We start from the raw sequence: 25,155 nt of genomic DNA, 5'->3' as shown, positions 1-25,155 counted from the left end.
GCCGCAGCAAAAATGTTGCGATGCAGCAAGAGCTGTACTAGGCTCGCCTCGGGTGGGTCAAACAGCGGTCGAGTTTTCATGCTGCATGTCTTGTACCTTGTACACGATGTTTCCGATCCGGCGGTTCGCCGGCGGATCACGATGCTCCGGACAGGTGGCGCCCAGGTCATCCTGGCTGGCTTCCGCCGTACCGCCACCCCGGTTGCCGATATCGAAGGATTGCGGCCGGTCGACCTTGGCGCGACGCGTGACGGCCGATTCGCGCAGCGTCTGGCGGCCGTGGCGAAAACAGCAGTTTCGATAGGTTCGAAGCTCAAGGGCATGCCGAAGCCCGACATCATCATCGCGCGCAACCTGGAAATGCTGGCGTTGGCGCGCCGGGCAAGGTCGGCTTTCGGCGCCGCGGTCCCGATCGTCTATGAATGCCTCGACATTCATCGCCTGGTGCTCCGCGACGATTTCCTGGGCAAGGCGCTGCGCGCCACCGAGCGCCATCTGGCGCGGGACGTGAAGCTGCTGGTAACCAGTTCGCCCGCCTTCATCGCCAATTATTTCAAACCCTTCCGCCAGGTCGCGGCACCGGTGGAACTGGTCGAGAACAAGTATTTCGAGGCAGCGGCTGTTCTGCCTGGCGAACGCGAGGCGGTGGAAGCACCTGGCGCGCCGCCATGGCGTATCGGCTGGTTCGGGGCGCTTCGGTGCCGCCGCTCGCTCGAACTGCTGGCCGGCTTCACGCGCCGTATGGAGGGCCGGTTCGAGATCGTACTGCGCGGCCGCCCGGCACTTTCCGAATTCCGGGATTTCCATGCCTTCGTCGATGCCGAACCTTACCTGTCGTTTCGCGGGCCGTATCGCAACCCGGAGGACATGGCGGCGATCTATCAGGACGTCCATTTCTCCTGGGCGATCGATTTCTTCGAGGAGGGACAGAACTCCGAATGGCTGCTGCCCAACCGCCTTTATGAAGGCTGCCGCTTCGGCGCGGTGCCGATCTCGATGGACAACACCGAGACCGGACGGTTCCTGCGGCATCGCGATATCGGCGTTTTGTTGCCGCAGGCCACGCCCGAGGCGCTGGAAACAGCACTTGGCAGGATGGAACAACACCGCTTCGGCAGGCTCAAGGCGCGCGTGCTGGCCCACAATCCGAGGATGTGGAGCTACGATCGCGGCGACTGCAGCGCCCTGGTCGAGAAACTTCGCCGACTGACCATCGGGCGCGAGCCTTTCACAACCGAAGTTTTGGCCTAGGAGAAACATCGCCCGATGACGCAAGCGCCTGCCGCCAGCCTGATCGTGATCCCGTGCCTCAACGAGGCAACTCATATCGGTGCGCTGCTCGACCAGCTCTGCCCGGCGGCGGAACGGCTTGGCGCGCGGATCCTTGTTGCCGATGGCGGCAGCACCGACGGTACGCTGGCAATTGTCGGCGAGCGCCAGAAGAACGATCCGTGCATCATCCTGCTTCACAATGAAAGGCGCATCCAGAGTGCCGCGATCAACCTGGCGGTGTCCAAATTCGGCGAGGGCGCGCAATATCTGATCCGCATCGATGCCCATGGCGGTTATCCCGACGACTATTGCGACCGGCTGATCGAGGAGGCGCAGGCCACCGGCGCCGATTCGGTGGTGGTTTCGATGCTGACCAGCGGCAGCGGCACCGTGCAGAAGGCGGCGGCGGCGGCGCAGAACTCCAAGCTCGGCACCGGCGGCTCCAAGCATCGCCACCTCTCCGCCGGCGAGTGGGTCGACCACGGCCATCACGCGCTGATGCGGATATCGGCCTTCCAGGCCGTCGGCGGCTATGACGAGACGTTCAGCCACAACGAGGATGCGGAACTCGACTATCGGCTGAGGCAGGCCGGCTACAAGATCTGGATGAGCGGCAGGACGCAGATGGTCTACTATCCGCGTACTTCGCTGCGCGGCCTCTATTTCCAGTACCTCGGCTATGGCCGTGGCCGGGCCAAGAATGTGCTGAAGCACCGGGTGATCCCGAAGGTTCGGCAGATGGTGCCGTTGGCGGTCTTCCCGGTGGTTCTGTTGGCGGCCTTCTCCTTCGTGCACTGGATTGCGGCGCTGCCGCTGTTGCTGTGGGTGGCGGTGTGCCTGGGCTACGGCCTGGTGACGGCCATCAGTCAGCGCAATGCCGATATCGCGCTTGCCGGCGTCTCGGCGATGGTCATGCATTTCGGCTGGTCCGTCGGCTTCTGGCTGCAGCTTCTCGGCCTCGGCGCGTGGCGGAGGGCGGCATAATGGTGGCTGGGGCCAGGAACCGCAGCATCGACATCGGCGTGTGCACGTTCCGGCGGCCGGAACTGGCCGACACGCTGCGCTCGCTCGCCGCGCTTGCCATGCCTGACGGCTTCGAGGTCGGCGTCATCGTCGCCGACAATGACGACACGCCAAGCGCCAGGGCGTTGGTGACGGCGCTGTCGCAGGAATTGAAGCTGCCGGTCCGCTACCGGCATTGCCCGGCGCGTAACATCTCGATTGCCCGTAACGCTTGCCTCGACGCCAGCAAGGCGGATTTCCTGGCCTTCATCGACGACGATGAGACCGCCACCGCCCACTGGCTCGCCGAACTGGTGACAATGGCTGAACAGAGCGGCGCCGCCGCGGTTCTCGGCCCGGTGCGCGCGCTCTATCGCCCGGATGCGCCGGACTGGATGCGCCGCGGCGATTTCCATTCCACCTTGCCGGTTCGCGTGCGGGGCGAAATCCGCACCGGGTACACCTGCAACGTCCTGCTGCGCATGGGATCGGACAGCCTGCGCGACCGCCGCTTCAGCCTGGCGCGCGGCCAGACCGGCGGTGAGGACACCGAATTCTTCGACCAGATGCACAAGGCAGGCGGCCAGATCGCCTTTGCCCCGGAAGCATGGGTGGACGAGGCGGTGCCGAGGGCCAGAGCCGCGTTCGACTGGCTCAGCCGCCGTCGTTTCCGGGTCGGTCAGACGCACGGCCATCTCCTGGGCCGCAATGCCAGCGGCATCGCTCGGGTGAAGCAGGCCGGCCTTGCCGCGGCAAAGGCCGCTTATTGCTTTGCCGCCGCACTTCCGGTTGCCGCCAGCCCGATGCGCAGGAACCGCAGCGTACTGCGCGGCATCATGCATGTCGGCGTCGTCAGCGGCCTTGTCGGTGTCCGCGAACTGCGCCTCTACGGCCAGCCTTCACCAGAGGAAGGGGGCAAGCATGCAGCCTGATGGTGCCTTCGTCCCCGACGTTTCTTTTGTGATTGCCGCCTACAATGCCGAGGCAACCCTTGATCGGGCGATCGCCAGCGCCATCGCCCAGAAGGGTGTCAGCCTTGAAATCATCGTCGTCGACGACAAATCGCGTGACGGCACACTCGATGTGGCGCGGGCCTACCCCGAGCACATCGTGCGCGTCGTGGCGCTCGAAAAGAACAAAGGCCCCGGTGGGGCCAGGAATGCCGGGCTCGACGCCGCGCGCGGCAGGTGGATCGCGGTTCTCGATTCCGACGACGCCGTCTTTCCCGGCCGCATCGCCGCCATGATAGGCCGCGCCGAAAAGGCGGACGCCGAGATCGCCGTCGACAATCTCCAGGTCGTCCGTGAGGACGGTGTGGTCGAGGACGCGATGTTCCCGCGCCAGTATCTGGAAGGTCTGCGCGAGATAACGCTCGCCACCTACATCGCCGGCAACGTCGTGTTCGAATCGAAATTCAATTTCGGCTACCTCAAGCCGATCTTCCTGCGCAGTTTCCTCGACGAGAACCAGCTGCGCTATGACGAGAAACTGAGGATCGGCGAGGACTACATCCTGTTTGCCGACGCTCTCGCCAAGGGCGGCAGATGCGTGGTCGAGCCTACTATCGGCTATGCCTATCATATTCGTAGCGGCTCCATCTCCCGTGTGCTCGAGCTTCATCACGTCGAAGCGATGCGCAAAGCAGATGCGGTATTCGCTCAAACCCACCAGATGGATGAGGCTGCGCAGGCAGCGTTCGCCCGGCGCGGCCGCAGCCTGCGCAAGGCAGCCTCGTTCCTGGCGATGGTTCAGCACATCAAGGCGCGGTCCCCGCTCAAGGCGATACGGACTGCGCTCAGCGACCCGGCGGCGGTCGGGCATATGGGCATGCCGATCGCCGTGCGGTTGCGAAGAGTAGCGGCACAGTTTGCCGTTGGGGTGGGGAGGTGAAGATGCAGGCACATGAAGGGATTTCTCGTGGCCTGTGAATGGACTGAAGTCGATCTCCTCAGAAGGAATTTGCGATGAAGAAAATCAGGAAGGCCGTGATACCGGTGGCGGGGCTTGGAACAAGGTTCCTGCCGGCGACCAAGTCGATGCCGAAGGAAATGCTTCCCGTAGTCGACAAGCCCGTCGTGCAATACGCGGTGGACGAGGCCTTCGAGGCCGGCATCGAACACATCGTGTTCGTGACGGGCCGCAACAAGGCGGTCATCGAGGACTATTTCGACCTCCATCCGGAATTGATCGGAACCCTGGAGCAGACCGGCAAGAAGGCGCAATTGCAGTCGCTGGAAAGCCTGCTTCCGGTGGCCGGCGCCACCTCCTTTATCCGCCAGCAATCGCCGCAAGGCCTCGGACATGCCGTCTGGTGCGCGCGCGAGGTCATCGGCAACGAGCCTTTCGCCCTGCTTTTGCCTGACATGGTCTCCTTCGGAGGGCGCGGATGCCTGGCCGAGATCACCGACCTCTATGCCGAGACCGGCGGCAACGTCATCGCCGTTGAGCGCTGCGATCCGACCGAGACCAACAAATATGGCATCGTCGGCCGTGGCGCCGACATTGGCGGCGGCTTCGAGGTGACGGCCATGGTCGAAAAGCCGGCGCCGGCCAACGCGCCGTCGAACTTCTACATCAACGGCCGCTATATCCTGCAGCCCGAGATCTTCCAGCTTCTGGGCAACCAGCAACGCGGCGCCGGCAATGAGATCCAGCTGACCGACGCCATGGTCCGCCTGTCGCAGGAGCAGCCATTCTTTGCCCAGCCTTTCAAGGGCCGCATGTTCGACTGCGGTTCCAAGGAGGGGTTCATCCAGGCCAATATCGCCTTCGCGCTGGCGCGCGACGACATGAAGGGCCCGGTTTTCGAGATGCTCCGGGAGTTCGTCCGGACGCATGAACGCCAGGAAGAAGCCGCATAATGCCCATCTTTCGGGAGCATTGTCGGATGGCTGACGGCGGAGGGGCCGGTCGGCTCCTCGCTGTCCGGCACCAAGCGTGTGTCGCGTCCGCCAATGCTCCCGATCTTTCTGGGGCCCGCGAGCGAGACAAGCCAGAATTGGACCGAAGATGAATTATGCCAATTTTCCTCTCGACAAGAGGATGCCATTGCCGAATTCGGACGCAGGAGACGGCGACGACTTCATCGATATCGAGCGGCTGCTTGGCATGGCCGCACGGCAGGCCAAGGTGGTTGGCGTGTGCGCCATCATCGGTCTTTTCCTGGGCTTGCTCTATCTGCAGACGACGCCGCCAAAATTTGTGTCGGTCTCCAGCGTGCTGATCGATGAGGGCCTGAACAAGATCGTCGACGACATCTCGGCGGCATCGACAACCATGCAGACCGATTCGGCCATCCTGAGCCAGATCGAGATCCTGACCTCGACCCGGCTCGCCGCCGTGGTCGTCGACAAGCTCAAGCTCGACCAGAACGACGCGTTCATGAACCCGCCCCAGTCGGCGCTTGCCCAGGGCGTCGGGATGATCCGCGGTCTGATCCAGTATGTCCATCCGAGCCAGGCCACGCCGGGCGTCGGCGATATCTCCAAGCTCGACCCCGCCGCGCGCGATGCGCTGATCGCCACGTCGCGACGCGACTATGCCATCCTCAAGCTGCAGAACGAGATCCGGGCCGATCGCGTCGGGCGAAGCTACGTCATCGCGCTTGGCTATCAAGCGACGGATCCGGGTTTGGCGAAAGCCATCACCAAGGCCTATGCCGACGCCTATCTCGCCGATCAGCTCGATGCCAGCTTCGACGCCACCGAGCGCGCGGCGGTCTGGCTGCAGGGCCGGCTGACCGAACTGCGCGAGAGCTCGCAGCAGGCATCGCTGGCGGTCGAGAAATTCAGGGCCGAACACGGCCTGTCCGCCAACAGCGACGGCCAGCTGATGAGCGACAAGCAGCTCGCCGACCTGAACGCCCAGCTCATCGTGGCGCAGGCCGACACGGCACGTGCCAGCGCCCGCTACCAGCAATACAAGTCGATCGTCGACAGCGGTTCGGACAACGCTTTCAAGGACGCCGCCATATCCAGCGACCAGCCAAGCAGCGCAGTCATCGCGGCGCTGAAGACGCGCTATCTCACCGTCGCCAAGCGGCAGCAGGATGTGGAGGCGAATTTCGGCCCGCAGCATCCGCAGGCGGTGGCGCTCGCCAAGGAGAAGGCCGACATATCGGCGCAGATCTTCGGCGAACTGAAGCAACTGACCCAAAACTATCGCAACGAATATGAGGTGGCGCTGGCGCGCGAGACCGCGCTCAGGGCCAATGTCGCCGCCGCGCAAGGCAAGAGCTCCATCGACAATCAGTCGCAGGTGAAACTGCGCGAGCTCGACCAGAAGGCGACGGCGCTGACCACACTCTACCAGACGTTCCTCGGCCGCTACGAGGAAGCCGCGCAGCAGCAATCCTTCCCGGTCGGCAAGATCCGCATCATCTCGGATGCGTCGACGCCGCTTGCCGCCTCGAGCCCGCGCACCGTCATCGTGCTCGGCCTTTCGCTGGTGCTCGGCGTTCTGATGGGCGCCGGCTTCGGCGGGCTCAACGAGTTCAACGAGCGGTTCTTCAGGACCGGCGACGAGGTGCGCGACCGCGTTGGCCTCAAATTCCTCGGTTACCTGCCCACCATCGGCAGCAAACCGACGAAGGAAGACAAACCGGACGAGCCCGATCTCAAGGTCGCCAGATCGCCGGCCGCCATTGAAAGGCGCGCGCGAATGCGGGTAAGCATCGACGCTCCGGCGTCGATGTTCTCCGAAACGCTGCGCAGCGCCAAGATCGCTTTCGATGTCGTCATGGAAGGGCAAGCCAGCCGCGTCATCGGCGTGGTCTCGGTCCTGCCCGGCGAAGGCAAGTCGACGGTCGCGGCCAATCTCGCCGGTCTGCTCGCCGCCAACGGCGCCAGGACGCTGCTCATCGACGGCGACCTGCGCAATCCGGGCCTCAGCCGCAGCCTCGGCATGGAAGCCGAGCAAGGGTTGATGGAAGCCGTGGTGAGCGGTCAAACCTGGCAGTCCGTAGGCAAGATCGACAGGCAGACCAAGCTGGCGATCATTCCGGCGGTGTCGCGTGGGCATTTCTCGCACACCAGTGAGCTTCTCTCCTCGGCCGGTATGCGGCGCTTCATCGAGAACGCCAAGGAGACGTTCGAATACATCGTCGTCGATCTGCCGCCGCTGGGGCCGGTGGTCGACGCCAAGGCCTTCGCGCCGCTCGTCGACGGCTTCGTTCTGGTCGCCGAATGGGGCCGCACGCCGCGCGCCATGGTGCGCTCCATGCTGGAATCCGAGCCCTATGTCGCCAACAAGATCGTCGGCGCGGTGCTGAACAAGGTCGATCTGAAGAAGCTGGCCAAATACGGATCGTTCGGCGCGTCGGAGAAATTCTTCGACAAGTACTCGAGCTACTATCTCGACAAGTCGGAAGTGCGGTCGAAGACAGCGGCCTGAGATAGGCCGCCGCTCTCATTTCGAGATTGCGCAAAGTTTCGGCCGTCCCGCCCTGCGGCCGTCACAAAAGTTCGCAGCGCCGCAACATCGCGGAACGGTAGCGCCACCCAGATGCCGGCAGTGCTCCCTACACGCCGATGCCACGCGCCTTCAGCGCCGCCGTGATTTCCTCGAGGATGGCGGGGTCGTCGATGGTCGCCGGCATCGTCCAAGCTTCCTTGTCGGCGATCTTCTGCATGGTGCCGCGCAGGATCTTGCCGGACCGCGTCTTGGGCAGCCGCTTGATGGTCACCACCGTCTTGAAGGCGGCGACCGGGCCGATACGCTCGCGCACCAGCGCGACGACCTCCTTCTCGATGGCGCCGCCTTCGCGCGCGACACCGGCGTTCAGCACAACGAAGCCCAGCGGAATTTGGCCCTTCATCGCATCGGCGATGCCGACGACGGCGCATTCGGCGACGTCGGGATGGGCGGCCAGCACTTCTTCCATCGCGCCGGTCGACAGCCGATGCCCGGCGACGTTGATGATGTCGTCGGTGCGGGCCATCACGTAGAGATAGCCGTCCTCGTCGATCATGCCGGCATCGGCCGTCTTGTAGAAGCCGGGGAACTCATCGAGATAGGCCTGGCGGAAGCGGGCATCGGCATTCCACAGCGTCGGCAGGCAGCCCGCCGGAAGCGGCAGCTTGACCACGACATTGCCCAGCGTGCCGCGCTGCACCTCGTGGCCGGCATCATCGAGCACGCGGATGTCGTAACCCGGCATGGGCACACCGGGCGAGCCGTATTTCACCGGCAGCAGGCCGAGCCCGGCGGGATTGATCGTCATCGGCGAGCCGGTCTCGGTCTGCCACCAATGATCGACCACCGGCACGTTGAGCTTCTGTTCCGCCCATTTGATGGTTTCGGGGTCGGCGCGCTCGCCGGCGAGGAACAGCGTGCGGAATTTGGACAGATCGTATTTCGGCACGAACTCGCCCTTGGGGTCCTGCCCCTTGATGGCGCGGAAGGCGGTCGGCGCGGTGAACAACGCGACCACGCCATGCTCCGAGATCACCCGCCAGTAGGTGCCGGCATCGGGCGTGCCGATCGGCTTGCCTTCGAACATCACGCTGGTGCAGCCATGCAGCAGCGGTCCGTAGACGATGTATGAATGGCCGACCACCCAGCCCACGTCGGACGCCGCCCAGAACACTTCTCCCGGCTTGACGCCGAACTCGTTGTCCATCGTCCATTTCAGCGCGACCATGTGGCCGCCATTGTCGCGCACGATGCCCTTGGGCTGGCCGGTCGTGCCCGACGTGTAGATGATGTAGAGCGGGTCGGTCGCCAGCACCGGCACGCAGTCGACATTGGCGCCGGCCGCCCGTTCGCGGGCGACGGCATCGGCATAGTCGATGTCGAAATGGTCCTTCAAATCGCAGCGCAACTGGTCGCGCTGCAGGATCAGGCAGGCGTCCGGCTTGTGGCGGGACATCTCGATCGCCTTGTCGAGCAGCGGCTTATAGGCGACCACCCGGCCCGGCTCCAGGCCGCAGGAGGCCGAGATGATCAGTTTCGGTTTTGCGTCGTCGATGCGGGTGGCAAGCTCATGCGAGGCAAAGCCGCCGAACACGACCGAATGCACGGCGCCGATGCGGGCGCAGGCGAGCATGGCGATGGCCGCTTCCGCCACCATCGGCATGTAGATGATGACGCGGTCGCCTTTGCCGACGCCGCGGTTCTTGAGCACCGAGGTCAGCGCCACCACTTCGCGTTTCAACTCGGCATAGGTGAACTTCTTCACCGTTCCGGTGATGGCGCTGTCATGGATCAGTGCGATCTGGTCGGCCCGCCCGCCGGCGACATGCCGGTCAAGGGCGTTGTAGCAGGTGTTGCAGGTCGCGCCGGTGAACCAGCGGCCATAGACGCCGGCGGCCGTATCGAACACCTTGTCCCAAGGCGAATACCAGTCGATGGCCTCGGCCGCCTTCGCCCAGAATTTTTCCGGGTCGCGTTTCCAGCCGTCATAGACCTCGTGATAGCGTGAAGCCATCCGTAACCTCCCCAGGAACGATTTGCGGTCCTCGGCAATAGCCTATGTTGTTTCTTCGGGCGATGTCTCCCTGCATTTTCGTCTCAGTCGGCCGCGTCTTGACCTGACACGCGCGGTGTCGTGAAGTGCGGTACCTGAGGGGGGAACGAATGCACCATCGGTGGTCTATCGCGGCAAGGCCGGCGATTGGGCTGGCAATTGGCGTGGCACTGGCGGTTTCAGCCGGGAGCGCCCATGCCGGAGATGCCGCGGCACGGCGCATCATCGGCTTCTCGCCCGATGGCGTTTATTTCGCCTTCGAACAATATGGAACGCTTGACGCCGGTGCCTCGGCCTCCGGCTATTCCGAGATTGATATCATTGATATCAGAACCGACGAGTTCGTCGGTGGCAAGCCGATCCTGATTGTCGACGAATCCGAGGAATCGACGCTGAGCCTTGATTAGGCAAGGGCGCAAGCGGCCGCCAAGGCAGGACCCACCCTTGCCAAATATGCCATCGCATCGCGCGGCAAGCAGACGGCTTCCGACAAGTTCACCTTTCCCGGTGAGATGGTCGCCTACAACGACATTCCTCGCCTTGAGCAGGTGTCACGGAAATGGCTTTCGCCGCTCTATGACGAAACCGGGGTTTCGACGATCCAGCTGGAACAGATTCTGGCCGGCAGCACGGCCGATTGATCGGCGAGCTTCGATGACACCCAGCAAGGCGACACATCGGGCAAGGCGCTCGGTTTCCGGCTGACGCTGCAAGGCCAGGACGGCAAGCCTTTCAGGACCTTGCATGAGGACAAGGCCGTACCGGGCTCGAGGAACTGCCCGAGCTCCTACAGCCTGTCGGAATCCTATGAATACACACCGGCTGGCAAGCCGGCGGTGATCGTCGTGCTGGTGCAGCGCTTCAGCCAAGGCTTTGAAGGGCGTGATCGCCGCTTCATCGCCGTGACCGGACAGCTCCGCTGAGCGATCCATCGATAGCCGTCTAACGAACAGGATTCGCTGGAAATGTGGATTGCACTAGATCGGCAAGGCCACCAGCATGAGGCCGACACCGCCGAAGATCAAAATGGCTGTCGCAAGAGCTTTTCGATGACGTTCGAAAGTCGTTGGAGCCCGCTCCCAATTGTAACGCATACGCTTATCTCCCCAGGTCCCGGGGAGTTCTTACCTTACCCAAGGGAAGAAAAGCAACGGTCTTGCCGGTCAACGCACTCGCCTGCCGCGTCATTCCGACGACTGCTTCTGGGACGATTTCGGCCGTGGATGGACGTTGCGGCCTGACGAGAGCCTGTCGCAAACATAGAGGCCTGCGGGCCCTACCCAGCCGGCCGATAGACAGCGCCCCACCACCGCGCTATCTCATTTCGGGGTTTTGCATCGCTTTTGGGGTTCGTGATGGAAATTGCCTCTGGAACGGTTCTGCGGCTGGCGGACGATGCCTCGGTTCAGCATGTCGGCGACGGCGCGGTCGTGCTTTTGGCGCGCAGCGGTCAACTCTATACCTGCAACGGCACGACCGAAGCTTTTCTCGACAAAGTGGATGGCGCGCGCAACCTCGGCCAGATCGTCGGCCTGCTTTGCGAGGAGTTCGAGGTCGACAAGGGCACGCTTGACGAGGACATGGCGGCGCTGGCCACCGATCTTGTTTCGGAAGGCATTCTCGCCGCTCCAGGACTCGATAGCTGAAAGGACTGCTTGATGGCGGACAGTCCTCTCTTGCGCGCCTTGTTTCGCTGCCATCTCTGGGCAAGCGCGCGGCTGATGCCGGTCCTCATTGCCAACCGCAGCTTCGAGGAGGTGCTGAAATGGGCGCCCCTCGCTTCGCCGACGCCCTATCGCGGCTTGCCAGCCCCCTACATTATCGCCCGTGTCAACCGTGCCGTGCGCCGTCCCTGGCTGATGCGCGACCGCAGATGCCTGCGGGAAGGACTGCTCGGCCACCGTTTCCTGCGCCTTGCCGGCTTCGATCCGGAGTTGCGCTTCGGCGTCGATCCGAAGTCGCTGCAAGCGTCGCGGCTGTCGGCGCATTGCTGGGTCTGCCTCGACGGCGGGCCGGTGGTCAGCGACAGCCTTCCCGGCATGGTCGAGATCTATCGCCACCATGACCGCGCCTCGAAAGTGCGCGCCGCTTGACCAGACCTTGCGCCTTCTATGATCTCAACGGCCATGTCCTCGGCATTTCGGCCGACCGCGCCGGACTATGGCTGGGCTTCGACAGGATGCTCGCCAGCCTGCGCGTCGAAGGTTCGACCGAAGCGGATTTTCATCTCGACATCGTCGAGGCGGAAACATTGGACGAGACACCCGCCGGATCCCTGGTCTTTGACGGCGAGATACCGGACGACGGCTACTGCCGGATGATCACGGACGGCGCCAGCGTGCATCTGGTCTTGCCGGGGCGCCAGACCGTCGAGATCAACGAGAAGGGCTGGGCTCGACTCCGCATCGTGCCCGACAGCAAGGCCGCCTGGACGCCATCGATGCTGATGCTGGACGCAGCACTCGATGCCGGCGGCCAACATATGCTGCACACGGCGGGCCTGACGCTGCCGGGCAGCGACGCCGTCGTGCTGGTCCATGCCCCGAGCGGTACCGGCAAGACCACCACATCGCTGGCCTTGGCAACGCAAGGATTCGGCCTGTGCTCCGACGATGCCATGATCCTGGATGTCGCTTCCGCCAGGCCTGTTGCCTGGGGTTTGCCCCGCCACGTCAAGATCCATGAGAAGACCGCGCGGATGATCCCGCTTGTGGCGCCATGTCTCGGGCCGTCCTGGGACCGTTACGGCGAACAGGCTGTTTCGCTGGAAAAGCTGGGTGGGATCATAAAAATCGAGAACCCGACCGCCCGTCCGGTAGCAGCACTCCTGCACCTTGCGCGATCGGCCGACGAAGAAACCCGGCTCACGTCCATGGCCCGGACCGACGCGACGGTGGCGCTGGCGATGGACAATGTCCGCACCGGCATGACCGGCCTGCTGCCGCTGCAGAAGCGCCGGCTGGCGACGATCGGCAAGCTGGTCTCCTCGGTGCCGGCCTTCACCCTGGAAGTGGGCGCGCGTCCGGCCGATGCGGCGGCGCTGATAAGCGCCACATTGACGTCACGGGACTGACGGCCACTTCAAGCCGCGTATGGCCTGGCCTTGGCCAGCCGCTGGATCCAGCGGAACGCATCGCGACGCAGGCGCGAGCCGATCTTCTCCCGGGAATTGACCCTGAGCAGCGTGTTCGTCGTGATCAGCTTTTTGGCCAGCCGTATCGACAGGTCGGGCTTGATCCGAGCGGCGAGTTCGAGCGCATGCGATTCGTCGAACAACTGGCCGGTCACGTTGAGCACGATCGCCAGTTCGAGTTCGATGCCGGTCATGCGGGCGGCGTCGAGCAAGCGTTCCTCGGCTTTCGGCGACTGTAGCGCCCGTACGCCTTGCAGCACGTCGACACAAAGCTGCAGCCGGTGGAATTTATGCCCCCCTGCCGCATGCACGATGGCGATCGTCAAAAGGGCTGCCGGCGTGTCCGTCGCCTCGCCGTCAATGATGCCCAGCTCGCGAAAGCCCAGGGACAGGCGCCGCCGCATGCCGGTGTCGTGCACAAGGTCGCCATGCAGCTCGACCAGCAGGCTGGAGTTCTCCTTCTCCTGCCATTTGAACTCCTGCAGCTGGTAGGATTCGGCTTCGTTGCTGCCAAGCTCGAAGCCTGACGCCGCGATCACCTGGTTTGCCCGCGCAAGGTTGGCGGGCTCGACGAGGATGTCGATGTCGGTGAACGGCCGGTCGGAAATGTTGCGATAGAGTTTTCGCGCGAAGACCGGTCCCTTGACGATCCGCGCCGGAATGCCTTCCGCCGCCATCCCCTTCATGATGCGGTCACCATGATACTGCAGCAGCATCGAATGGCCGGTGGCGATCGTCGCCTTCTGGCGCAGATCATCCAGCTTGGATTGCAGGCCTGAATCTTGAGACAGGCGCGCGTCGCCGCGCTCCCTGAGCTTACGCAGCATAATCGGCAGGACACCGTGGAATTCGGCATTGTCGAGCAACGCCGACAGTGCCTTCGCCGACAAATTGTCCTCGACCGCCGCGGCCTCCGGATCGGCCAAGCGCAGCAGCAGTCTTTCTTCGGCGAAGGTGAGGGAGGGCAGCATCAACCCGGGCAAATCCATGGCTAAGTGGATTGTCCAGAATGGTTGCAGAAAAGCGCGGCCGAAGCCAGCCTTATAGGCCCCAGCGCAGCGCGGCCGTGTGGACAGGTGCGTCCCACCAGTCCGTCAGTTCGTCGTCGAGCAGGGTCAGCGTGATCGAGCAGCCGGCCATGTCGAGCGAGGTGACATAGGTGCCGACCAGCGAGCGGGCAATCGTCATGCCATGCTTCTCGAAAATCCGGCGAGCGCTGTTGTACATCAAGTAGAGCTCCATCAGCGGCGTGCCGCCGAAACCGTTGACGAACAGCAGCGCCGGGCCTTTCGCCTGGCCATCCAGATCCCCAAGGATCGTGGCACAGATCTCCTGCGCGATCGCATCGGCGCTCTTCAAGGTGTCGCGGCGGCGGCCGGGCTCGCCATGGATACCGACGCCGAATTCCATCTCGCCATCGCCGATGTCGAAGGTCGGTTTGCCGGCCGCCGGCACGGTGCCACTGGTCAGCGCCACGCCCATCGAGCGGGTCGCGTCGTTGACACGCTCGCCCAGCGCCTTCAACGCCGGCAACGCCAGCCCGTGCTCGGCGGCGGCGCCGACCATCTTTTCCACCACCAGCGTGCCGGCGACGCCGCGCCGTCCGGTCGTGTAGGACGAATTCTCGACAGCGACGTCGTCATTGGTCACCACCTGAAGCACGCCTTCCGACATTTCCGCCGCCATGTCGAAGTTCATCACGTCGCCCTCATAGTTCTTGACGATGAACAGGCAGCCGGCGCCGGTGTCGACAGCCTGCGCGGCCGCCAGCATCTGGTCCGGCGTCGGCGAGGTGAACACCTGGCCGGGGCAGGCGGCGTCCAGCATGCCATGGCCGACAAAGCCGCCATGCAGCGGCTCGTGGCCGGAGCCGCCGCCGGAGATCAGCGCCACCTTGCCCGGCTTGAGCATCTTGCGGCGGATGAATTTGTGCTCCTCGCCTAGCACCAGGATGTCGGCATGAGCGGCCACGAAACCGTCGAGGCTCTCGGTCAGCACCGTGTCCACCGAGTTCATGAATTTCTTCACGGCCGTCTCCTCCCGAAATAGCCTGACATCAAGGGGCAATCAGCCACTCTTGCCGGTGATGCTGGTGACCTTCTGGATGAATTCGTTGATCGCGCGGTCGAGCGCCGCATTCTGTTTGTCGTCGCCGAAATCCGGCACGATGAGCGAAACGTGCCTTGTCTTGCGCGCGCCCGCGGCGATCGAGATCTTCCCTGGATGGGCCTGATGGTAGGCGGCGAGAAACTGGTCCCGCTCGGCCTGGCTGAAATGGCAGACGGAAAAAATGGCGGGCAGATGCTTCGACGGAATCGGGATCGAATAGGTGGGGCTCGAAATCTGCGTGACGAAACTGCGGTGCTTGCCAAGCGCGTCGGCAAGGCGCTGGCGCATGCCGGACGGACGCTGGTCGATGACCTGCGACAGGATCGTTTTGTAGGCGCGGATCGCTTCTTCGGAGCCGGGCTCGGGTTTGATATCGATCATGCCTGCCGCCTAGACCGGGACGTCCGCGATGGCCGCCTTGGCCATGGCGAGTTGCGCCGGCGCGACCGAGAGATCGCGCAGGCCGGCCTCCAGCAGCGACGGGATCGAGGCGGGGTCGCCGCCGGCATCCCCGCACAGGCTGACGGGAATCCCGGTTTCCCGTCCGAAGGCCGAGACCGAACCGATCAGCCTAAGCACCGCGGGATGACGAACAGAATTCAGGTGGGCCACAGCGGCATTGTCGCGCGCGGCCGCCATTACATATTGCGTCAGATCGTTGGAACCGATCGACAGGAAGGCGACGCCGGCGAACGCCTCCGGCGCGATGGCCACCGAAGGCACTTCGACCATGATGCCGAGCGGCGGCATTTCTTGCGCGATGCCGCGCGCGGCAAGGGCTGCCCGTTCCTCGGCGAACAGGGTGGCGGCGCGTTCATACTCTTCTGATGTGGCGATCATCGGAAACATGACTTTGAGATTGCCGTGTGGTGCGGCGCGCAGCAATGCCCTGATTTGAACACGGAATATGTCGAGCCTGGCCAGCGACAGCCTGATGCCGCGCAGGCCAAGGAACGGATTGCCTTCCTCGACGGTGAAGCCCGGCACCGGCTTGTCGCCTCCGGCATCGACGGTACGGATCGTCACTGGTTTTTCGCCGGCCCATTCCAGCACTTTGCGATAGGCGCGATACTGGGTCTCTTCATCCGGCAGCGTCTTGCCGAACAGGAATTCCGTGCGCATCAGGCCGACACCGTCGCAAGTCGCGATGTCGATGGCCTCGACATCGCTGGGGTCGGCGATGTTGACCTGCACCCGCACCGCGGTGCCGTACTTCGTCGCCGCAGGCCGTGCCAGAAAGGTGCGCGCGTCGCCTTGGCGGGCGGTGAAGGCGGAGGATGCCTGCCGGAACGAGCCGATCTCCACAGGCGAGGGCGCCAGAACGATATTGCCGTGCTCCGCGTCGAGCAGCGCGATGCCGGCAACAGCGGTGAGCGGCTCGCGCAGACCCACGACCATCGGCACGCCACGCGAGCGCGCCAGCATGGCGACGTGGCTGGCGGTGCTGCCTGCCTCCAGCGCGATGCCGCCGCCATTGCTCCAGTCGGTTTCGAGAAAGCGCGTCGGCGCGATGTCCTCGCCGTGGAGGATGGCGCCGGCCGGTGCCGTGCTGCCACCGTCCTCGGTCAGGGCGCGCAGCACCTGATCCCTGATGTCGCGCAGGTCCGTGGCGCGGGCGCGGAAATAATCCTGGTCCGAGGCGTCGTAGCCGGCGATCTCGGCATCGAGTGCCTGCCGCCAGGCCACGTCGGCGGGTTTTCCGGAAGCGATCGACGCGAAGGCCGGTCCGCTAAGCGCGTCATCTTCCAGCATGGCGAGGTGGAATTCGAGTATGCCGGCGGCATCGCTGTCGGCGGTTTCGATCATGACCACGAGCCGGTTCACCGCCTTGCCGATCGCTGCCTCCAGCGACATCTTCTCTTCCGCGGCGCTTGCCTTGCTCGCGTAGATGCTTGCAGGCCGGCCGAGGTCGAACAGAGGCCCCTCGGCATAGCCGGCCGAGGCTGGAACACCCTCAATGCGCATGGCCCGCATTCCCAGCGGGCAGGCCAAGGCATGGATCGCACTCAAGCCGAGCGGACATGGCCGGCATCCTCGTCGAAATCGCGCTGCACCAGTTCGATCAGCGCGCGGACAGCATCATCGGCACCATCGCCTTTGGCCCTGATGTGCAGCACCGTGCCCTTCGGTGCCTTGGCCGCCATCACCTTGACGATGCTCTTGGCATCGAACCATGGGCCGTTGGCGGCGAGTGCAATTTCCACGTCGGCGGCAAAGCTCTTGGCCAGCTTGGTGAACTTCACCGAAGGACGCGCATGCAGGCCCACATCGTGGGTGATCAGGACGGTCGCTTCGGCGGTTTCCGACATGTCTTCAAAAATCCCGTTCACTCACGACGGCGACAATTCGTGCGCCGTCGCGACCACTTCCCGCAGCGAGGCGCCGCCGGATGCCTCGGTCGCCGCCATCACCGCGCCCTCGACGATCGGCGCGTTGCAGACGATGATTTTGTGCGCACGCGGCTCGCCGATCATCTCGACCGCCATTTCACTGTTGGTCTCGGCGCCGCCGAGATCGACAAGGACGGCAACGCCAGCTTCCGACCAGGCCCTGTCGATGGCGCCCATGATCGCCTCGACATTGGTGCCGAGCCCGCCATGGCCATTTCCACCGCACCACGCAAGCGGCACTTCGTCGCCCACCATCTGGCGTACCATGTCGGCCGTGCCCTCCGCGACCAGCGGCGAATGCGACACGATCACGATCCCGACATTGCTCATGCTTTGTCCCCGATGATTTGCGCCACCGTGCGCACCAGCAGCGCGGTCGAGCGCGCGCCGGCATCCATATGGCCGATGGAGCGGTCGCCGAGGAACGAGGCACGGCCGCGCAGCGCCTTCATCGGCACGGTCGCTTCGGCCGCGGCGTCGGCGATGTCGGCTATTTCAGCCGCCGTCTTTCCCCCGGCCAACGCGTCACGCACGGGCTGCAGCACATCGAGCATTGTTTTCTGGCCGACTTGTGACTTGCCGCGCGCGGCCACCGCTTCGATCGCCTTGCCGAAGGCAGCCGTCAGGTTGGCATGGTCGGGCTCCGCCGAAATCTCCTTGCCGAGCGCCATGAACAGCGTGCCGAAGAGCGGGCCGGAGGCACCGCCCACCGTCATCACCAGCTTGGTGCCGATCGCCTTCAGGGCGTCGGGCAGCTGCTTTGCCGCGAACGCATCGGCCTCGGCGCGCACGGCTTCGAAGCCGCGCTTCATGTTCAGCCCATGGTCGCCGTCGCCGATCGCCTGGTCGAGCGCCGTCAATTCCTCGGCGTGAGCGGCAATCGTGTCCGCGGCCGCCGTGATCAGCCTCGAAAGGTCCAGCGCCGTCATGTCGCCCGAATTCCCGGTTTCCACCTTGCCCGCAGTAGCGAAAGAACGGTCGTTCGACAACTGGTGCATGCGTCAGGCCGTGACTAGCAGCGTGGCGGCGGCCGCGAACACTTCGGCCACCGCATGGGCGCCGGGGTCGACCACGCCGTGCAATTTGGCGCCGACATAGGCGGACCGTCCGGCCTTGGCCTTGTCCATCGCGGCTGTGGCCTCGGCGCCGCGTCGGGCCGCTATCGCGGCTTCCTCCAGACCCTTGCCGTCGAGCGCCTTCAAGGCCGGCTCCAGCGCGTCGACCATGGTGCGATCGCCCGGTTCTGCGCCACCGTAGAAGGTCATTCGTTCAAGCCCGGCGAGCAGCCCCTTGGATAGCTTCGCATCGCTGTCCATTGCCTGCGCCGCCGCCGTGAAGAAGATCGATAGCAGCACGCCGCTGGAGCCACCCATCGAGGCGCTCAGGATATCGCCCATCGCGCCAAGGGTCGCGGCCGGCCCGGCAAGCGGCAGCGTATCGAGCCGTTCGAGGATGCTGCGCGCGCCGGTCGCCACGGTCGAGCCGGTGTCACCGTCGCCCACCCTGGCGTCCAGTCCGTTCAATGTCGCTTCGAGCGAAATCAGCCTTTCGCAGACAGTGGCGATCAAGCGCCTGGTGCCTGCATCCTGGCTGGCCTTGCGCGCCGCGCCTTGTCCGGCTGCCTTGGTCATAGGTTCGACAGCAGGCGCAACGACCGGCTTTGCCGGCATCCAGGCATGCGGGCCGACCGGTGCCAGCAAGGCAGCCTCTCGCGCCGCATCGAGCTTGATCAGCGACAGTGAGAAACCGTTCATGTTGAGCGCCGTCATCAGCGGCCCGGGGCCGATCGTCAGCTTGACGGTCTTGGCGAGCGGCGAGGCAAGCACCGCATTGGCAACCAGCGACATTTCGAGCGGAGGCACCGAGCCCAGATTGTTGATCAGCAAGGCATAGGTGGCCGTCGGGTCGAGCCGCACCACGAGCCGCTCCGCCATAACAGCCACCAGCCGGTCGGCGCTTTGCACCGCGATGCGCTCAACGCCGGGCTCGCCGTGGATGCCTAGTCCAAGCTCTCCATGGTCGGCGCCGAACCTGTCTTCGTGCTGTTGGCCTGGGATCGAACAGGACGACAGCGACATGCCGAGCGAGACGATATCCTTCGCAGCCGCACGTGCGGCTGACACGATCTCGGCCAGATCGCGGCCGGCTTCAGACAGATGGCTTGAGATCTTGTGCACGAACAATGTGCCGGCAACACCGCGCGGCTGGGCGATATCGGGCAGCGCGATGTCGTCGGCGACGATCACCATTTCGATACGAAAGCCTTCGGCGCGCGCCTTCTCGGCCGCCAGGCCGAAATTGAGCCGGTCGCCGGTGTAGTTCTTGACGATCAGCAGGCAACCCGCCGGCCCGGTGACCGCGCGGATGGCCGCCAGCACCGCTTCGACGCTTGGCGAGGCAAAGATCTCGCCCGAGACGGCAGCCGTCAGCATGCCCTTGCCGACGAAGCCGGCATGCGACGGCTCGTGCCCGGCGCCGCCGCCGGAGACGATGGCAACCTTCGACTTGTCCCAATCGGCGCGCAGCACGACCTTGATCTCGGGATAGCCGTCGAGGCGCGCGAGGTCGCCTGAGCCAATGGTGCGCAACAATCCGTCCAGCGCCTCGGTGACGATCGTTTCCCTGCGGTTGAAAAAGTGCTTCATCGAATTCGTCCCGTATTTCGCAATCGTCAATCAGAAGCTGGCATCACCTTGGCGGGGATGCCGAAAACCATTCACATCAGTCGTTGTCCGTCGGCGCCGAAATAGAGCGGCGACCGGTAGCGGATCATCACTTTGTCGCCTTGCGCCAGATCCGTGTCGGGATCGGTCAGCGTCACCAGTTTCTTCGGCCCCACTGTCACTTGCAGATGGTTCTGGTCGCCGAGATGTTCGACCCAGTCGACGACGCCGTCGGCATGGCCGTGCATGGCTTTCTCGATAGCCAGATGCTCGGTGCGTGCGCCGATCGTCCTGGTGCCGGCCGGCGCGCCGCTATCAGGCAGAAGCCCGGTCGGCAGAAGATTGATCGCGGGCTGGCCAAGCCGTGCCGCGACATGCAGGTTTGCCGGTTCGGAATAGATGGTTCGTGGTGAGCCGATCTGCACCATCACGCCGTCGGCGAGGATGCCGATCCGGTCGGCCATGGTCATGGCCTCGATCTGGTCGTGCGTGACGTAGAGCATGGTGGCGCCGAGCTCGGACTGGATGCGTTTCAATTCGAGCCTGAGATCCGCGCGCAGCTTGGCGTCCAGAGACGACAGCGGCTCGTCCATCAGGTAGATGGACGGCTTGCGCACCAGCGCGCGGCCGATGGCGACGCGCTGCATTTCGCCGCCCGACAATTTCGTCGACCGGTTGGCAAGCTTGTGATGAATGCGCACCATCTTCGCCACCTCCTCGACCCGGCGGCGGATCTGGTCTTCCGGTATTTTCCGTGCCGGCGAGCGCAGGGGGAAGGCGAGGTTGTCGAACACCGACAAATGCGGATAGAGCGAATATTGCTGGAAGACGAAAGCGGTGTCGCGCTCGGCCGGTGACAGGTTCGTGGCATTGTGGCCGCCGATCTCGATCGTTCCGGCATCCGGCCGCTCCAGCCCGGCGATCAGCCGCAGCGTCGTCGTCTTGCCGGCGCCGGTCGGTCCGAGCAGCACGACGAATTCGCCGTCCGTTATATGCAGGTCGAGACTGTTGACGGCGGTCTGCTCGCCAAAATTCTTGGTCACGCCCTTGATGCGCACATCAGCCATACTGCACTCTCCGCTCCGAAGCAGTATCGTGGATCGCCGTCCTCACCGCGCGCCCGGAGCCCTTGTCGAACAGCGACAGCCGCGCGCTGTTCAGCGTCAGGCCGACATGGTCGCCGGTGTTGAGCCGAATTTCGGCCGGCACGCGCGCCTTGATGATGCCGTCTGCCGTCTCCACCGCCACGATCTGCGTGGTGCCGAGATATTCGGTGCCGTAGATCGCGCCGCGCAGCTTGGAGGCATCGTCGAAGCGGATGTGCTCGGGCCGGATGCCGAGCGCCATGTCGGCCGGCGCGATGTCCTCGCGCACTTCCGGCACCGCTACCTTGGCACCCTGGACGACGATCTCCTTGGCACCTTTGGCGAGCCCGCCGCCGAAGCCCAGAAAATTCATCGGCGGCGAGCCGATGAAGTCGGCGACGAACATGGTAGCGGGGCGGTCGTAGATCTCGCGCGGTGTGCCGAACTGCTCGATAACGCCGTGGTTCATGACGGCGATTTTGTCGGCCATCGACATCGCTTCCATCTGGTCATGTGTGACGTACACAGTCGTCGCATGGATACGGTTGTGCAGCTCGCGCAACTCATGGACCATCAAATCGCGAAATTCGGTGTCGAGGGTCCCCAGCGGTTCGTCCATCAGGAAGCATTTCGGCCGCCGCACGATGGCGCGGCCGAGCGCGACGCGCTGGCGGTCACCGCCCGCCAGTCCCGAGACCGATTTGTTGAGCAGATGGTCGATGCGCAGAAGCTTCGCGGTCTCCTCGACGCGGGTGCGGATCTCGGCCGACGGCATGCCTTGCGCCAAAAGCGGGAAACCGATGTTCTTGCGCACATTCATGTGCGGATAGAGCGCGAACAGCTGGAAGACAAAGGCGATGTCGCGCTCGCGGGCCCGGAGCATGGTGACGTCGTCGCCGCCGAGCAGGATCTGGCCGCGCATCGGCAGCTCGAGCCCGGCGATCATTCGCAAGGTCGTCGTCTTTCCGCAACCCGATGGCCCGAGCATGACGAAGAACTCGCCGTCCTCGACGACAAAGTTGGAGTCCTGCACCGCGACGAAATCGCCGAAGGCCTTTCTCAGATGTTGGACGCGGATTTCGGCCATGATTATTCCGGGAATTTCGAGACGACGATGAACATCACCGTGCCGGCAAGCATGGTGATGAAGGAATAGGTGTAGAGCGACAGCGCGAAGGGCTGGAACAGCATCAGGAAGCCGATGGCGATCAGTGCGGTCGCGATGTTTTCCATCAGCCCGCGCCTTGCCCAGCGCGGCCAGCGCGACTTGCGTTTGATGGGCTTGGTCATGCTCATTTGCGTACCGCGCCGAAGGTGATGCCGCGCAGCAATTGCTTGCGGAGCAGGATGGTGAAGACAAGGATCGGCACCAGGAAGATCGTCGTGCCGGCCGCCACCGCCGGCCAGTCCTGTCCCCCTTCGCCGATGATGGTCGGGATGAAGGGCGGCGCCGTCTGCGCCGTGCCCGAGGTCAGGAGCGCGGCGAAGGCGTATTCGTTCCAGGCGAAGATCAGGCAGAAGATGGCGGTCGCGGCAATGCCGGTGGTCGCCTGCGGTAGCACGGTGCGCCAGAAGGCCTGCAGCCGCGTGTAGCCGTCGATCATGGCGGCTTCCTCGTATTCGCGCGGAATCTCGTCGATGAAACCTTTGAGCAGCCAAACCGCCAGCGATACATTGACCGCCGTGTAGAGCAGGATCATGCCGAGCGCGGTGTCCGACAGCCCAAGCTCGCGGTACATCAGATAGATGGGGATGGCGACCGCGATCGGCGGCATGAAGCGTGTCGACAGGATGAAGAACAGAAGGTCGTCCGCGAGCGGCACCTTGAAGCGCGAGAAGCCATAGGCCGACAGCGTGCCGAGGAAGACGGCGCAGAAGGTCGAGCCGAAGGCGATGACCAGCGAATTGATGAAGCGCGGCAGGAAGTTGGACGGGCCGGCGATCACCATGTTGCGCTTGCGCACCGTCTCGTCGCAGAAGCCGGTCGCCGGTCCGAGCGAGTTGATGTATTCCGGCGTCTGCCTGGTCCGCGTCGTGAACAAATTGCAGTAGCCCTCGATGCTGGGCTGGAACACGATCTTCGGCGGATAGGCGATCGAGTCCGGCGGCGTCTTGAAGCTGGTGGCGAAGATCCACAACAGCGGCACGATCGAGATCAGCGCGTAGGCGATGATGATGGCGCCGGCGATGCGCTTCGAACCTGCCGAGGGGGCGACGACCGAATGGGCAGTGGTCAGGCTCATCTCTGCTTCACCTTGTTGAGCGCCTTGACGTAGATGTTGGCGAGACCGAACACCGCGACGAACAGGATGATGGCGAAGGCTGACGAATAGCCGGTGCGCCAGCTTTCGAAGGCCTGCCGCTTCAGCGTGATCGAGGCCACCTCGGTGGTGGAGCCCGGTCCGCCGCCGGTCAGCAGATTGACCATGTCGAACATCTTGAAGTTCTCGATGCCGCGAAACAGCACCGCCAGCATGATGAAGGGTAGCGCCATCGGCAGGGTGATCGACCAGAACTGTCGCCAGTTGGAGGCACGGTCGACCTCGGCCGCCTCATAGATGTATTCAGGGATGGAACGCAGGCCCGCGAGGCAGATCAGCATCACGTATGGCGTCCACATCCAGGTGTCGACGATGATGATCGACCACGGTGCCAGCGAGACGTTGGAGAGCATCTGGATGCTTGTCGGCGGAATGCCCGACACGAACGAGATCACATAAGAGAACAGCCCGATCTGAGGCTCGTAGAGGAAGCGCCAGAAATTGCCGACCACCGCCGGCGACAGCATCATCGGCACCAGGATCAGCGTCGTCCAGAAGGCGTGGCCGCGGAACTTCCTGTCGATCAGCCAAGCCAGTGTGAAGCCGATCAGCGTCTGCAAGAGGATGGTCCAGAACACGAAATGCGCCGTCGTCTGCATAGCGATCCAGATGTCCTGGTCGCCGAGGATGCGCTGGTAGTTGGCGAAACCGAGGTTCTTCACCACTTCGTTGGGGCGGTTGGCGCGGAAATTGGTGAACGACAGATAGATCGCCCAGAACAGCGGGAAGATATTGATGGCGAGCAGCAACAGGATCGTCGGCGAGATGAACAGCCAGGCGAGGCCCTTGTCGCTGATGCCCCGGACCTTGCGCGCCAACGGTTCCGGGGTTGCCCGGGCAACGTTCTCCGCGGTCCGATTGAGCATGGTGAGTCCTGCTTCGGTCACTTGGGCGTCTCTGTGATGGAATTTATCTGAACCGCGTCCCGTGCCAAGGTCGGCACGGGACGCGGCGGTCACAGCTCGGGAGGAGCCTGGATATTGCCTCGCGGCTACATCTTGCCATCGTCCTGGAAGACCTGCGTCCAATCCTTGACCAACCCGTCGAGCGCATCCTTGGCCGAACCCTGGCCGGCGACGACATAGTCGTGGAAGCGCTTCTGCGACGCCTGCAGCAGCGGTGCGTAGCTCGGCTCGGCCCAGAAGTCCTTCACAATGGCCATCGAGTCGAGGAAGGTTTGAGCATAGGGCTGGCTGGCCGGGAATTTCGGATCCTTGACCACCGCATTCAGGCAGGAATAGCCGCCGAGCGACCACCACTTGGCCTGCACGTCCTTGTTGGCGAACCACTTGATGTATTTCAGCGCCGCTTCCTGCTTGTCGGAATAGGACACCACCGAAATGCCCTGGCCGCCGAGCTGCGCGAACTGGTCGCCGTCCGGCCCCTTGGGATTGACGAAATAGCCGATCTTGTCGCCGCCGACATTCTCGTCCTTCTGCAGGCCCGGCCATGTGAAGGCGAAGTTCATGTGCATCGCCACCTGGCCGGATTTGAAGGCATCGACGCCTTCACCCATGTAGCTGTTCGAGGCGCCCGGAGGGGTGCAGCAGTCGTAGAGCGCCTTGTAGAATTCCAGCCCCTTCACCGATTTCTCGGAGTTGACGAGGCCTTCCATCTCGTAGGGCTTCTTCGAGTTTTCGTACTGGAAGCCATAGCTGTAGAGCACGTCCATGGCACCCATGGTGATGCCTTCGGAACCGCGCTCGGTGTAGATC

The 25,155-nt window shown here is 63.9% G+C and carries 26 protein-coding genes and 1 pseudogene; 12 read left to right on the top strand and 15 right to left on the bottom strand.

Features of this window, described 5'->3' with window-relative positions; genetic code table 11:
- Window positions 1-78 precede the first annotated feature (78 nt).
- The 6 genes from FJ941_RS14845 (at window position 79) to FJ941_RS14820 (ending at window position 7,665) form a co-directional block, all read left to right on the top strand.
- Window positions 79-1,251, top strand: coding sequence for a glycosyltransferase family 4 protein (locus tag FJ941_RS14845; RefSeq protein WP_140506625.1), 1,173 nt, complete (start codon window positions 79-81; stop codon window positions 1,249-1,251).
- Window positions 1,252-1,266: 15 nt separating this feature from the next.
- On the top strand, window positions 1,267-2,256 hold the full coding sequence (locus FJ941_RS14840; RefSeq protein WP_140506624.1) for a glycosyltransferase family 2 protein: 990 nt from the start codon (window positions 1,267-1,269) through the stop codon (window positions 2,254-2,256).
- Window positions 2,256-3,206 carry a glycosyltransferase family 2 protein gene (locus tag FJ941_RS14835; protein ID WP_140506622.1) on the top strand — a complete coding sequence of 317 codons (951 nt, stop codon included), beginning with the start codon at window positions 2,256-2,258 and terminating at the stop codon, window positions 3,204-3,206. The genes FJ941_RS14840 and FJ941_RS14835 overlap by 1 nt, the downstream gene beginning before the upstream one ends.
- Window positions 3,196-4,164 carry a glycosyltransferase family 2 protein gene (locus FJ941_RS14830; RefSeq protein WP_140506620.1) on the top strand — a complete coding sequence of 323 codons (969 nt, stop codon included), beginning with the start codon at window positions 3,196-3,198 and terminating at the stop codon, window positions 4,162-4,164. The genes FJ941_RS14835 and FJ941_RS14830 overlap by 11 nt, the downstream gene beginning before the upstream one ends.
- Before the next feature lie 74 nt (window positions 4,165-4,238).
- Complete coding sequence (locus tag FJ941_RS14825; protein ID WP_140506618.1) at window positions 4,239-5,135, top strand: UTP--glucose-1-phosphate uridylyltransferase; 897 nt, start codon at window positions 4,239-4,241, stop codon at window positions 5,133-5,135.
- Window positions 5,136-5,283: 148 nt separating this feature from the next.
- Complete coding sequence (locus FJ941_RS14820) at window positions 5,284-7,665, top strand: polysaccharide biosynthesis tyrosine autokinase (RefSeq protein ID WP_140506616.1); 2,382 nt, start codon at window positions 5,284-5,286, stop codon at window positions 7,663-7,665.
- Window positions 7,666-7,792: 127 nt separating this feature from the next.
- Here the strand turns inward: FJ941_RS14820 and FJ941_RS14815 are convergent, their stop codons facing one another.
- Window positions 7,793-9,700 (bottom strand): propionyl-CoA synthetase, encoded by a 1,908-nt coding sequence (locus FJ941_RS14815; protein WP_140506614.1) that lies wholly within the window; start codon window positions 9,698-9,700, stop codon window positions 7,793-7,795.
- 149 nt (window positions 9,701-9,849) lie between these two features.
- Here FJ941_RS14815 and FJ941_RS29450 point away from each other — a divergent pair, with 149 nt between their 5' ends.
- The 6 genes and pseudogenes from FJ941_RS29450 (at window position 9,850) to FJ941_RS14795 (ending at window position 12,812) form a co-directional block, all read left to right on the top strand.
- Entirely contained in the window at window positions 9,850-10,146 is a 297-nt protein-coding gene (locus tag FJ941_RS29450; protein WP_246673835.1) for a hypothetical protein, read from the top strand.
- 105 nt (window positions 10,147-10,251) lie between these two features.
- The gene (locus tag FJ941_RS29680) at window positions 10,252-10,380 is read left to right on the top strand and encodes a hypothetical protein (protein WP_281405569.1); all 129 of its coding nucleotides are present in this window, start codon (window positions 10,252-10,254) and stop codon (window positions 10,378-10,380) included.
- Window positions 10,381-10,425: 45 nt separating this feature from the next.
- Window positions 10,426-10,662, top strand: a pseudogene (locus FJ941_RS29445) (DUF2259 domain-containing protein); the annotation flags it as partial.
- A 432-nt stretch (window positions 10,663-11,094) separates the two neighbouring features.
- On the top strand, window positions 11,095-11,385 hold the full coding sequence (locus FJ941_RS14805; protein WP_140506612.1) for a PqqD family protein: 291 nt from the start codon (window positions 11,095-11,097) through the stop codon (window positions 11,383-11,385).
- Between the two features lie 12 nt (window positions 11,386-11,397).
- On the top strand, window positions 11,398-11,832 hold the full coding sequence (locus FJ941_RS14800) for a lasso peptide biosynthesis B2 protein (protein WP_140506610.1): 435 nt from the start codon (window positions 11,398-11,400) through the stop codon (window positions 11,830-11,832).
- Window positions 11,829-12,812: a serine kinase gene (locus FJ941_RS14795; protein ID WP_140506609.1), complete on the top strand. Its 984-nt coding sequence runs from the start codon at window positions 11,829-11,831 to the stop codon at window positions 12,810-12,812. The genes FJ941_RS14800 and FJ941_RS14795 overlap by 4 nt, the downstream gene beginning before the upstream one ends.
- A gap of 8 nt (window positions 12,813-12,820) precedes the next feature.
- Here the strand turns inward: FJ941_RS14795 and FJ941_RS14790 are convergent, their stop codons facing one another.
- From FJ941_RS14790 to FJ941_RS14725, 14 genes are all read right to left on the bottom strand, one after another.
- The gene (locus tag FJ941_RS14790; protein WP_181169810.1) at window positions 12,821-13,843 is read right to left on the bottom strand and encodes a nucleotidyltransferase family protein; all 1,023 of its coding nucleotides are present in this window, start codon (window positions 13,841-13,843) and stop codon (window positions 12,821-12,823) included.
- A gap of 70 nt (window positions 13,844-13,913) precedes the next feature.
- Window positions 13,914-14,900, bottom strand: coding sequence for a dihydroxyacetone kinase subunit DhaK (gene dhaK, locus FJ941_RS14785; RefSeq protein ID WP_140506605.1), 987 nt, complete (start codon window positions 14,898-14,900; stop codon window positions 13,914-13,916).
- Between the two features lie 39 nt (window positions 14,901-14,939).
- Window positions 14,940-15,362 (bottom strand): hypothetical protein, encoded by a 423-nt coding sequence (locus FJ941_RS14780; RefSeq protein WP_140506603.1) that lies wholly within the window; start codon window positions 15,360-15,362, stop codon window positions 14,940-14,942.
- A gap of 9 nt (window positions 15,363-15,371) precedes the next feature.
- Entirely contained in the window at window positions 15,372-16,946 is a 1,575-nt protein-coding gene (ptsP, locus tag FJ941_RS14775) for a phosphoenolpyruvate--protein phosphotransferase (RefSeq protein WP_181169808.1), read from the bottom strand.
- Window positions 16,947-16,987: 41 nt separating this feature from the next.
- Window positions 16,988-17,290 (bottom strand): HPr family phosphocarrier protein, encoded by a 303-nt coding sequence (locus FJ941_RS14770; RefSeq protein ID WP_140506600.1) that lies wholly within the window; start codon window positions 17,288-17,290, stop codon window positions 16,988-16,990.
- A 21-nt stretch (window positions 17,291-17,311) separates the two neighbouring features.
- Complete coding sequence (gene dhaM, locus FJ941_RS14765; RefSeq protein ID WP_140506598.1) at window positions 17,312-17,701, bottom strand: dihydroxyacetone kinase phosphoryl donor subunit DhaM; 390 nt, start codon at window positions 17,699-17,701, stop codon at window positions 17,312-17,314.
- Window positions 17,698-18,300 (bottom strand): dihydroxyacetone kinase subunit DhaL, encoded by a 603-nt coding sequence (gene dhaL, locus FJ941_RS14760; protein WP_140506885.1) that lies wholly within the window; start codon window positions 18,298-18,300, stop codon window positions 17,698-17,700. The genes dhaM and dhaL overlap by 4 nt, the downstream gene beginning before the upstream one ends.
- 72 nt (window positions 18,301-18,372) lie before the next feature.
- The gene (locus FJ941_RS14755; RefSeq protein WP_140506597.1) at window positions 18,373-20,016 is read right to left on the bottom strand and encodes a dihydroxyacetone kinase subunit DhaK; all 1,644 of its coding nucleotides are present in this window, start codon (window positions 20,014-20,016) and stop codon (window positions 18,373-18,375) included.
- A gap of 71 nt (window positions 20,017-20,087) precedes the next feature.
- Window positions 20,088-21,101: an ABC transporter ATP-binding protein gene (locus FJ941_RS14750; RefSeq protein WP_140506595.1), complete on the bottom strand. Its 1,014-nt coding sequence runs from the start codon at window positions 21,099-21,101 to the stop codon at window positions 20,088-20,090.
- A complete protein-coding gene (locus FJ941_RS14745; RefSeq protein WP_140506593.1) occupies window positions 21,094-22,206 on the bottom strand; it encodes an ABC transporter ATP-binding protein in 1,113 nt (370 codons plus the stop codon). The genes FJ941_RS14750 and FJ941_RS14745 overlap by 8 nt, the downstream gene beginning before the upstream one ends.
- A 2-nt stretch (window positions 22,207-22,208) precedes the next feature.
- Complete coding sequence (locus tag FJ941_RS14740; protein ID WP_140506591.1) at window positions 22,209-22,415, bottom strand: hypothetical protein; 207 nt, start codon at window positions 22,413-22,415, stop codon at window positions 22,209-22,211.
- Window positions 22,412-23,362 (bottom strand): carbohydrate ABC transporter permease, encoded by a 951-nt coding sequence (locus tag FJ941_RS14735; protein WP_027142892.1) that lies wholly within the window; start codon window positions 23,360-23,362, stop codon window positions 22,412-22,414. The genes FJ941_RS14740 and FJ941_RS14735 overlap by 4 nt, the downstream gene beginning before the upstream one ends.
- The gene (locus FJ941_RS14730) at window positions 23,359-24,306 is read right to left on the bottom strand and encodes a sugar ABC transporter permease (RefSeq protein ID WP_095771946.1); all 948 of its coding nucleotides are present in this window, start codon (window positions 24,304-24,306) and stop codon (window positions 23,359-23,361) included. Before FJ941_RS14730 ends, FJ941_RS14735 begins: the two co-directional genes overlap by 4 nt.
- Before the next feature lie 125 nt (window positions 24,307-24,431).
- On the bottom strand, window positions 24,432-25,155 hold a 724-nt coding region (locus FJ941_RS14725; protein WP_140506584.1), incomplete at its 5' end, for an extracellular solute-binding protein.

The sequence above is a fragment of the Mesorhizobium sp. B2-3-13 genome (genome assembly GCF_006442195.1).
In the GTDB taxonomy this organism is placed as follows: Bacteria; Pseudomonadota; Alphaproteobacteria; order Rhizobiales; family Rhizobiaceae; genus Mesorhizobium; species Mesorhizobium salmacidum.
The sequence above is the reverse complement of the archived record's forward strand: the minus strand, read 5'-3'. Positions and strand labels throughout refer to the sequence as shown.

Excerpts from the sequence above, each read along its gene's own strand:
- FJ941_RS14845 (WP_140506625.1), top strand. The coding sequence starts at position 79 with ATGCTGCATGTCTTGTACCTTGTACACGATGTTTCCGATCCGGCGGTT.
- FJ941_RS14820 (WP_140506616.1), top strand. The coding sequence starts at position 5,284 with ATGAATTATGCCAATTTTCCTCTCGACAAGAGGATGCCATTGCCGAAT.
- FJ941_RS14805 (WP_140506612.1), top strand. The coding sequence starts at position 11,095 with ATGGAAATTGCCTCTGGAACGGTTCTGCGGCTGGCGGACGATGCCTCG.
- FJ941_RS14770 (WP_140506600.1), bottom strand. The coding sequence starts at position 17,290 with ATGTCGGAAACCGCCGAAGCGACCGTCCTGATCACCCACGATGTGGGC.
- FJ941_RS14800 (WP_140506610.1), top strand. The coding sequence starts at position 11,398 with ATGGCGGACAGTCCTCTCTTGCGCGCCTTGTTTCGCTGCCATCTCTGG.
- FJ941_RS14740 (WP_140506591.1), bottom strand. The coding sequence starts at position 22,415 with ATGAGCATGACCAAGCCCATCAAACGCAAGTCGCGCTGGCCGCGCTGG.
- FJ941_RS29450 (WP_246673835.1), top strand. The coding sequence starts at position 9,850 with ATGCACCATCGGTGGTCTATCGCGGCAAGGCCGGCGATTGGGCTGGCA.
- FJ941_RS29680 (WP_281405569.1), top strand. The coding sequence starts at position 10,252 with ATGGTCGCCTACAACGACATTCCTCGCCTTGAGCAGGTGTCACGGAAA.
- FJ941_RS14835 (WP_140506622.1), top strand. The coding sequence starts at position 2,256 with ATGGTGGCTGGGGCCAGGAACCGCAGCATCGACATCGGCGTGTGCACG.
- dhaL (WP_140506885.1), bottom strand. The coding sequence starts at position 18,300 with ATGACGGCGCTGGACCTTTCGAGGCTGATCACGGCGGCCGCGGACACG.
- FJ941_RS14780 (WP_140506603.1), bottom strand. The coding sequence starts at position 15,362 with ATGATCGATATCAAACCCGAGCCCGGCTCCGAAGAAGCGATCCGCGCC.
- FJ941_RS14755 (WP_140506597.1), bottom strand. The coding sequence starts at position 20,016 with ATGAAGCACTTTTTCAACCGCAGGGAAACGATCGTCACCGAGGCGCTG.
- FJ941_RS14750 (WP_140506595.1), bottom strand. The coding sequence starts at position 21,101 with ATGGCTGATGTGCGCATCAAGGGCGTGACCAAGAATTTTGGCGAGCAG.
- FJ941_RS14745 (WP_140506593.1), bottom strand. The coding sequence starts at position 22,206 with ATGGCCGAAATCCGCGTCCAACATCTGAGAAAGGCCTTCGGCGATTTC.
- FJ941_RS14790 (WP_181169810.1), bottom strand. The coding sequence starts at position 13,843 with ATGCTGCCCTCCCTCACCTTCGCCGAAGAAAGACTGCTGCTGCGCTTG.
- FJ941_RS14815 (WP_140506614.1), bottom strand. The coding sequence starts at position 9,700 with ATGGCTTCACGCTATCACGAGGTCTATGACGGCTGGAAACGCGACCCG.
- FJ941_RS14730 (WP_095771946.1), bottom strand. The coding sequence starts at position 24,306 with ATGCTCAATCGGACCGCGGAGAACGTTGCCCGGGCAACCCCGGAACCG.
- ptsP (WP_181169808.1), bottom strand. The coding sequence starts at position 16,946 with ATGCGCATTGAGGGTGTTCCAGCCTCGGCCGGCTATGCCGAGGGGCCT.
- FJ941_RS14825 (WP_140506618.1), top strand. The coding sequence starts at position 4,239 with ATGAAGAAAATCAGGAAGGCCGTGATACCGGTGGCGGGGCTTGGAACA.
- FJ941_RS14840 (WP_140506624.1), top strand. The coding sequence starts at position 1,267 with ATGACGCAAGCGCCTGCCGCCAGCCTGATCGTGATCCCGTGCCTCAAC.
- FJ941_RS14830 (WP_140506620.1), top strand. The coding sequence starts at position 3,196 with ATGCAGCCTGATGGTGCCTTCGTCCCCGACGTTTCTTTTGTGATTGCC.
- FJ941_RS14735 (WP_027142892.1), bottom strand. The coding sequence starts at position 23,362 with ATGAGCCTGACCACTGCCCATTCGGTCGTCGCCCCCTCGGCAGGTTCG.
- dhaM (WP_140506598.1), bottom strand. The coding sequence starts at position 17,701 with ATGAGCAATGTCGGGATCGTGATCGTGTCGCATTCGCCGCTGGTCGCG.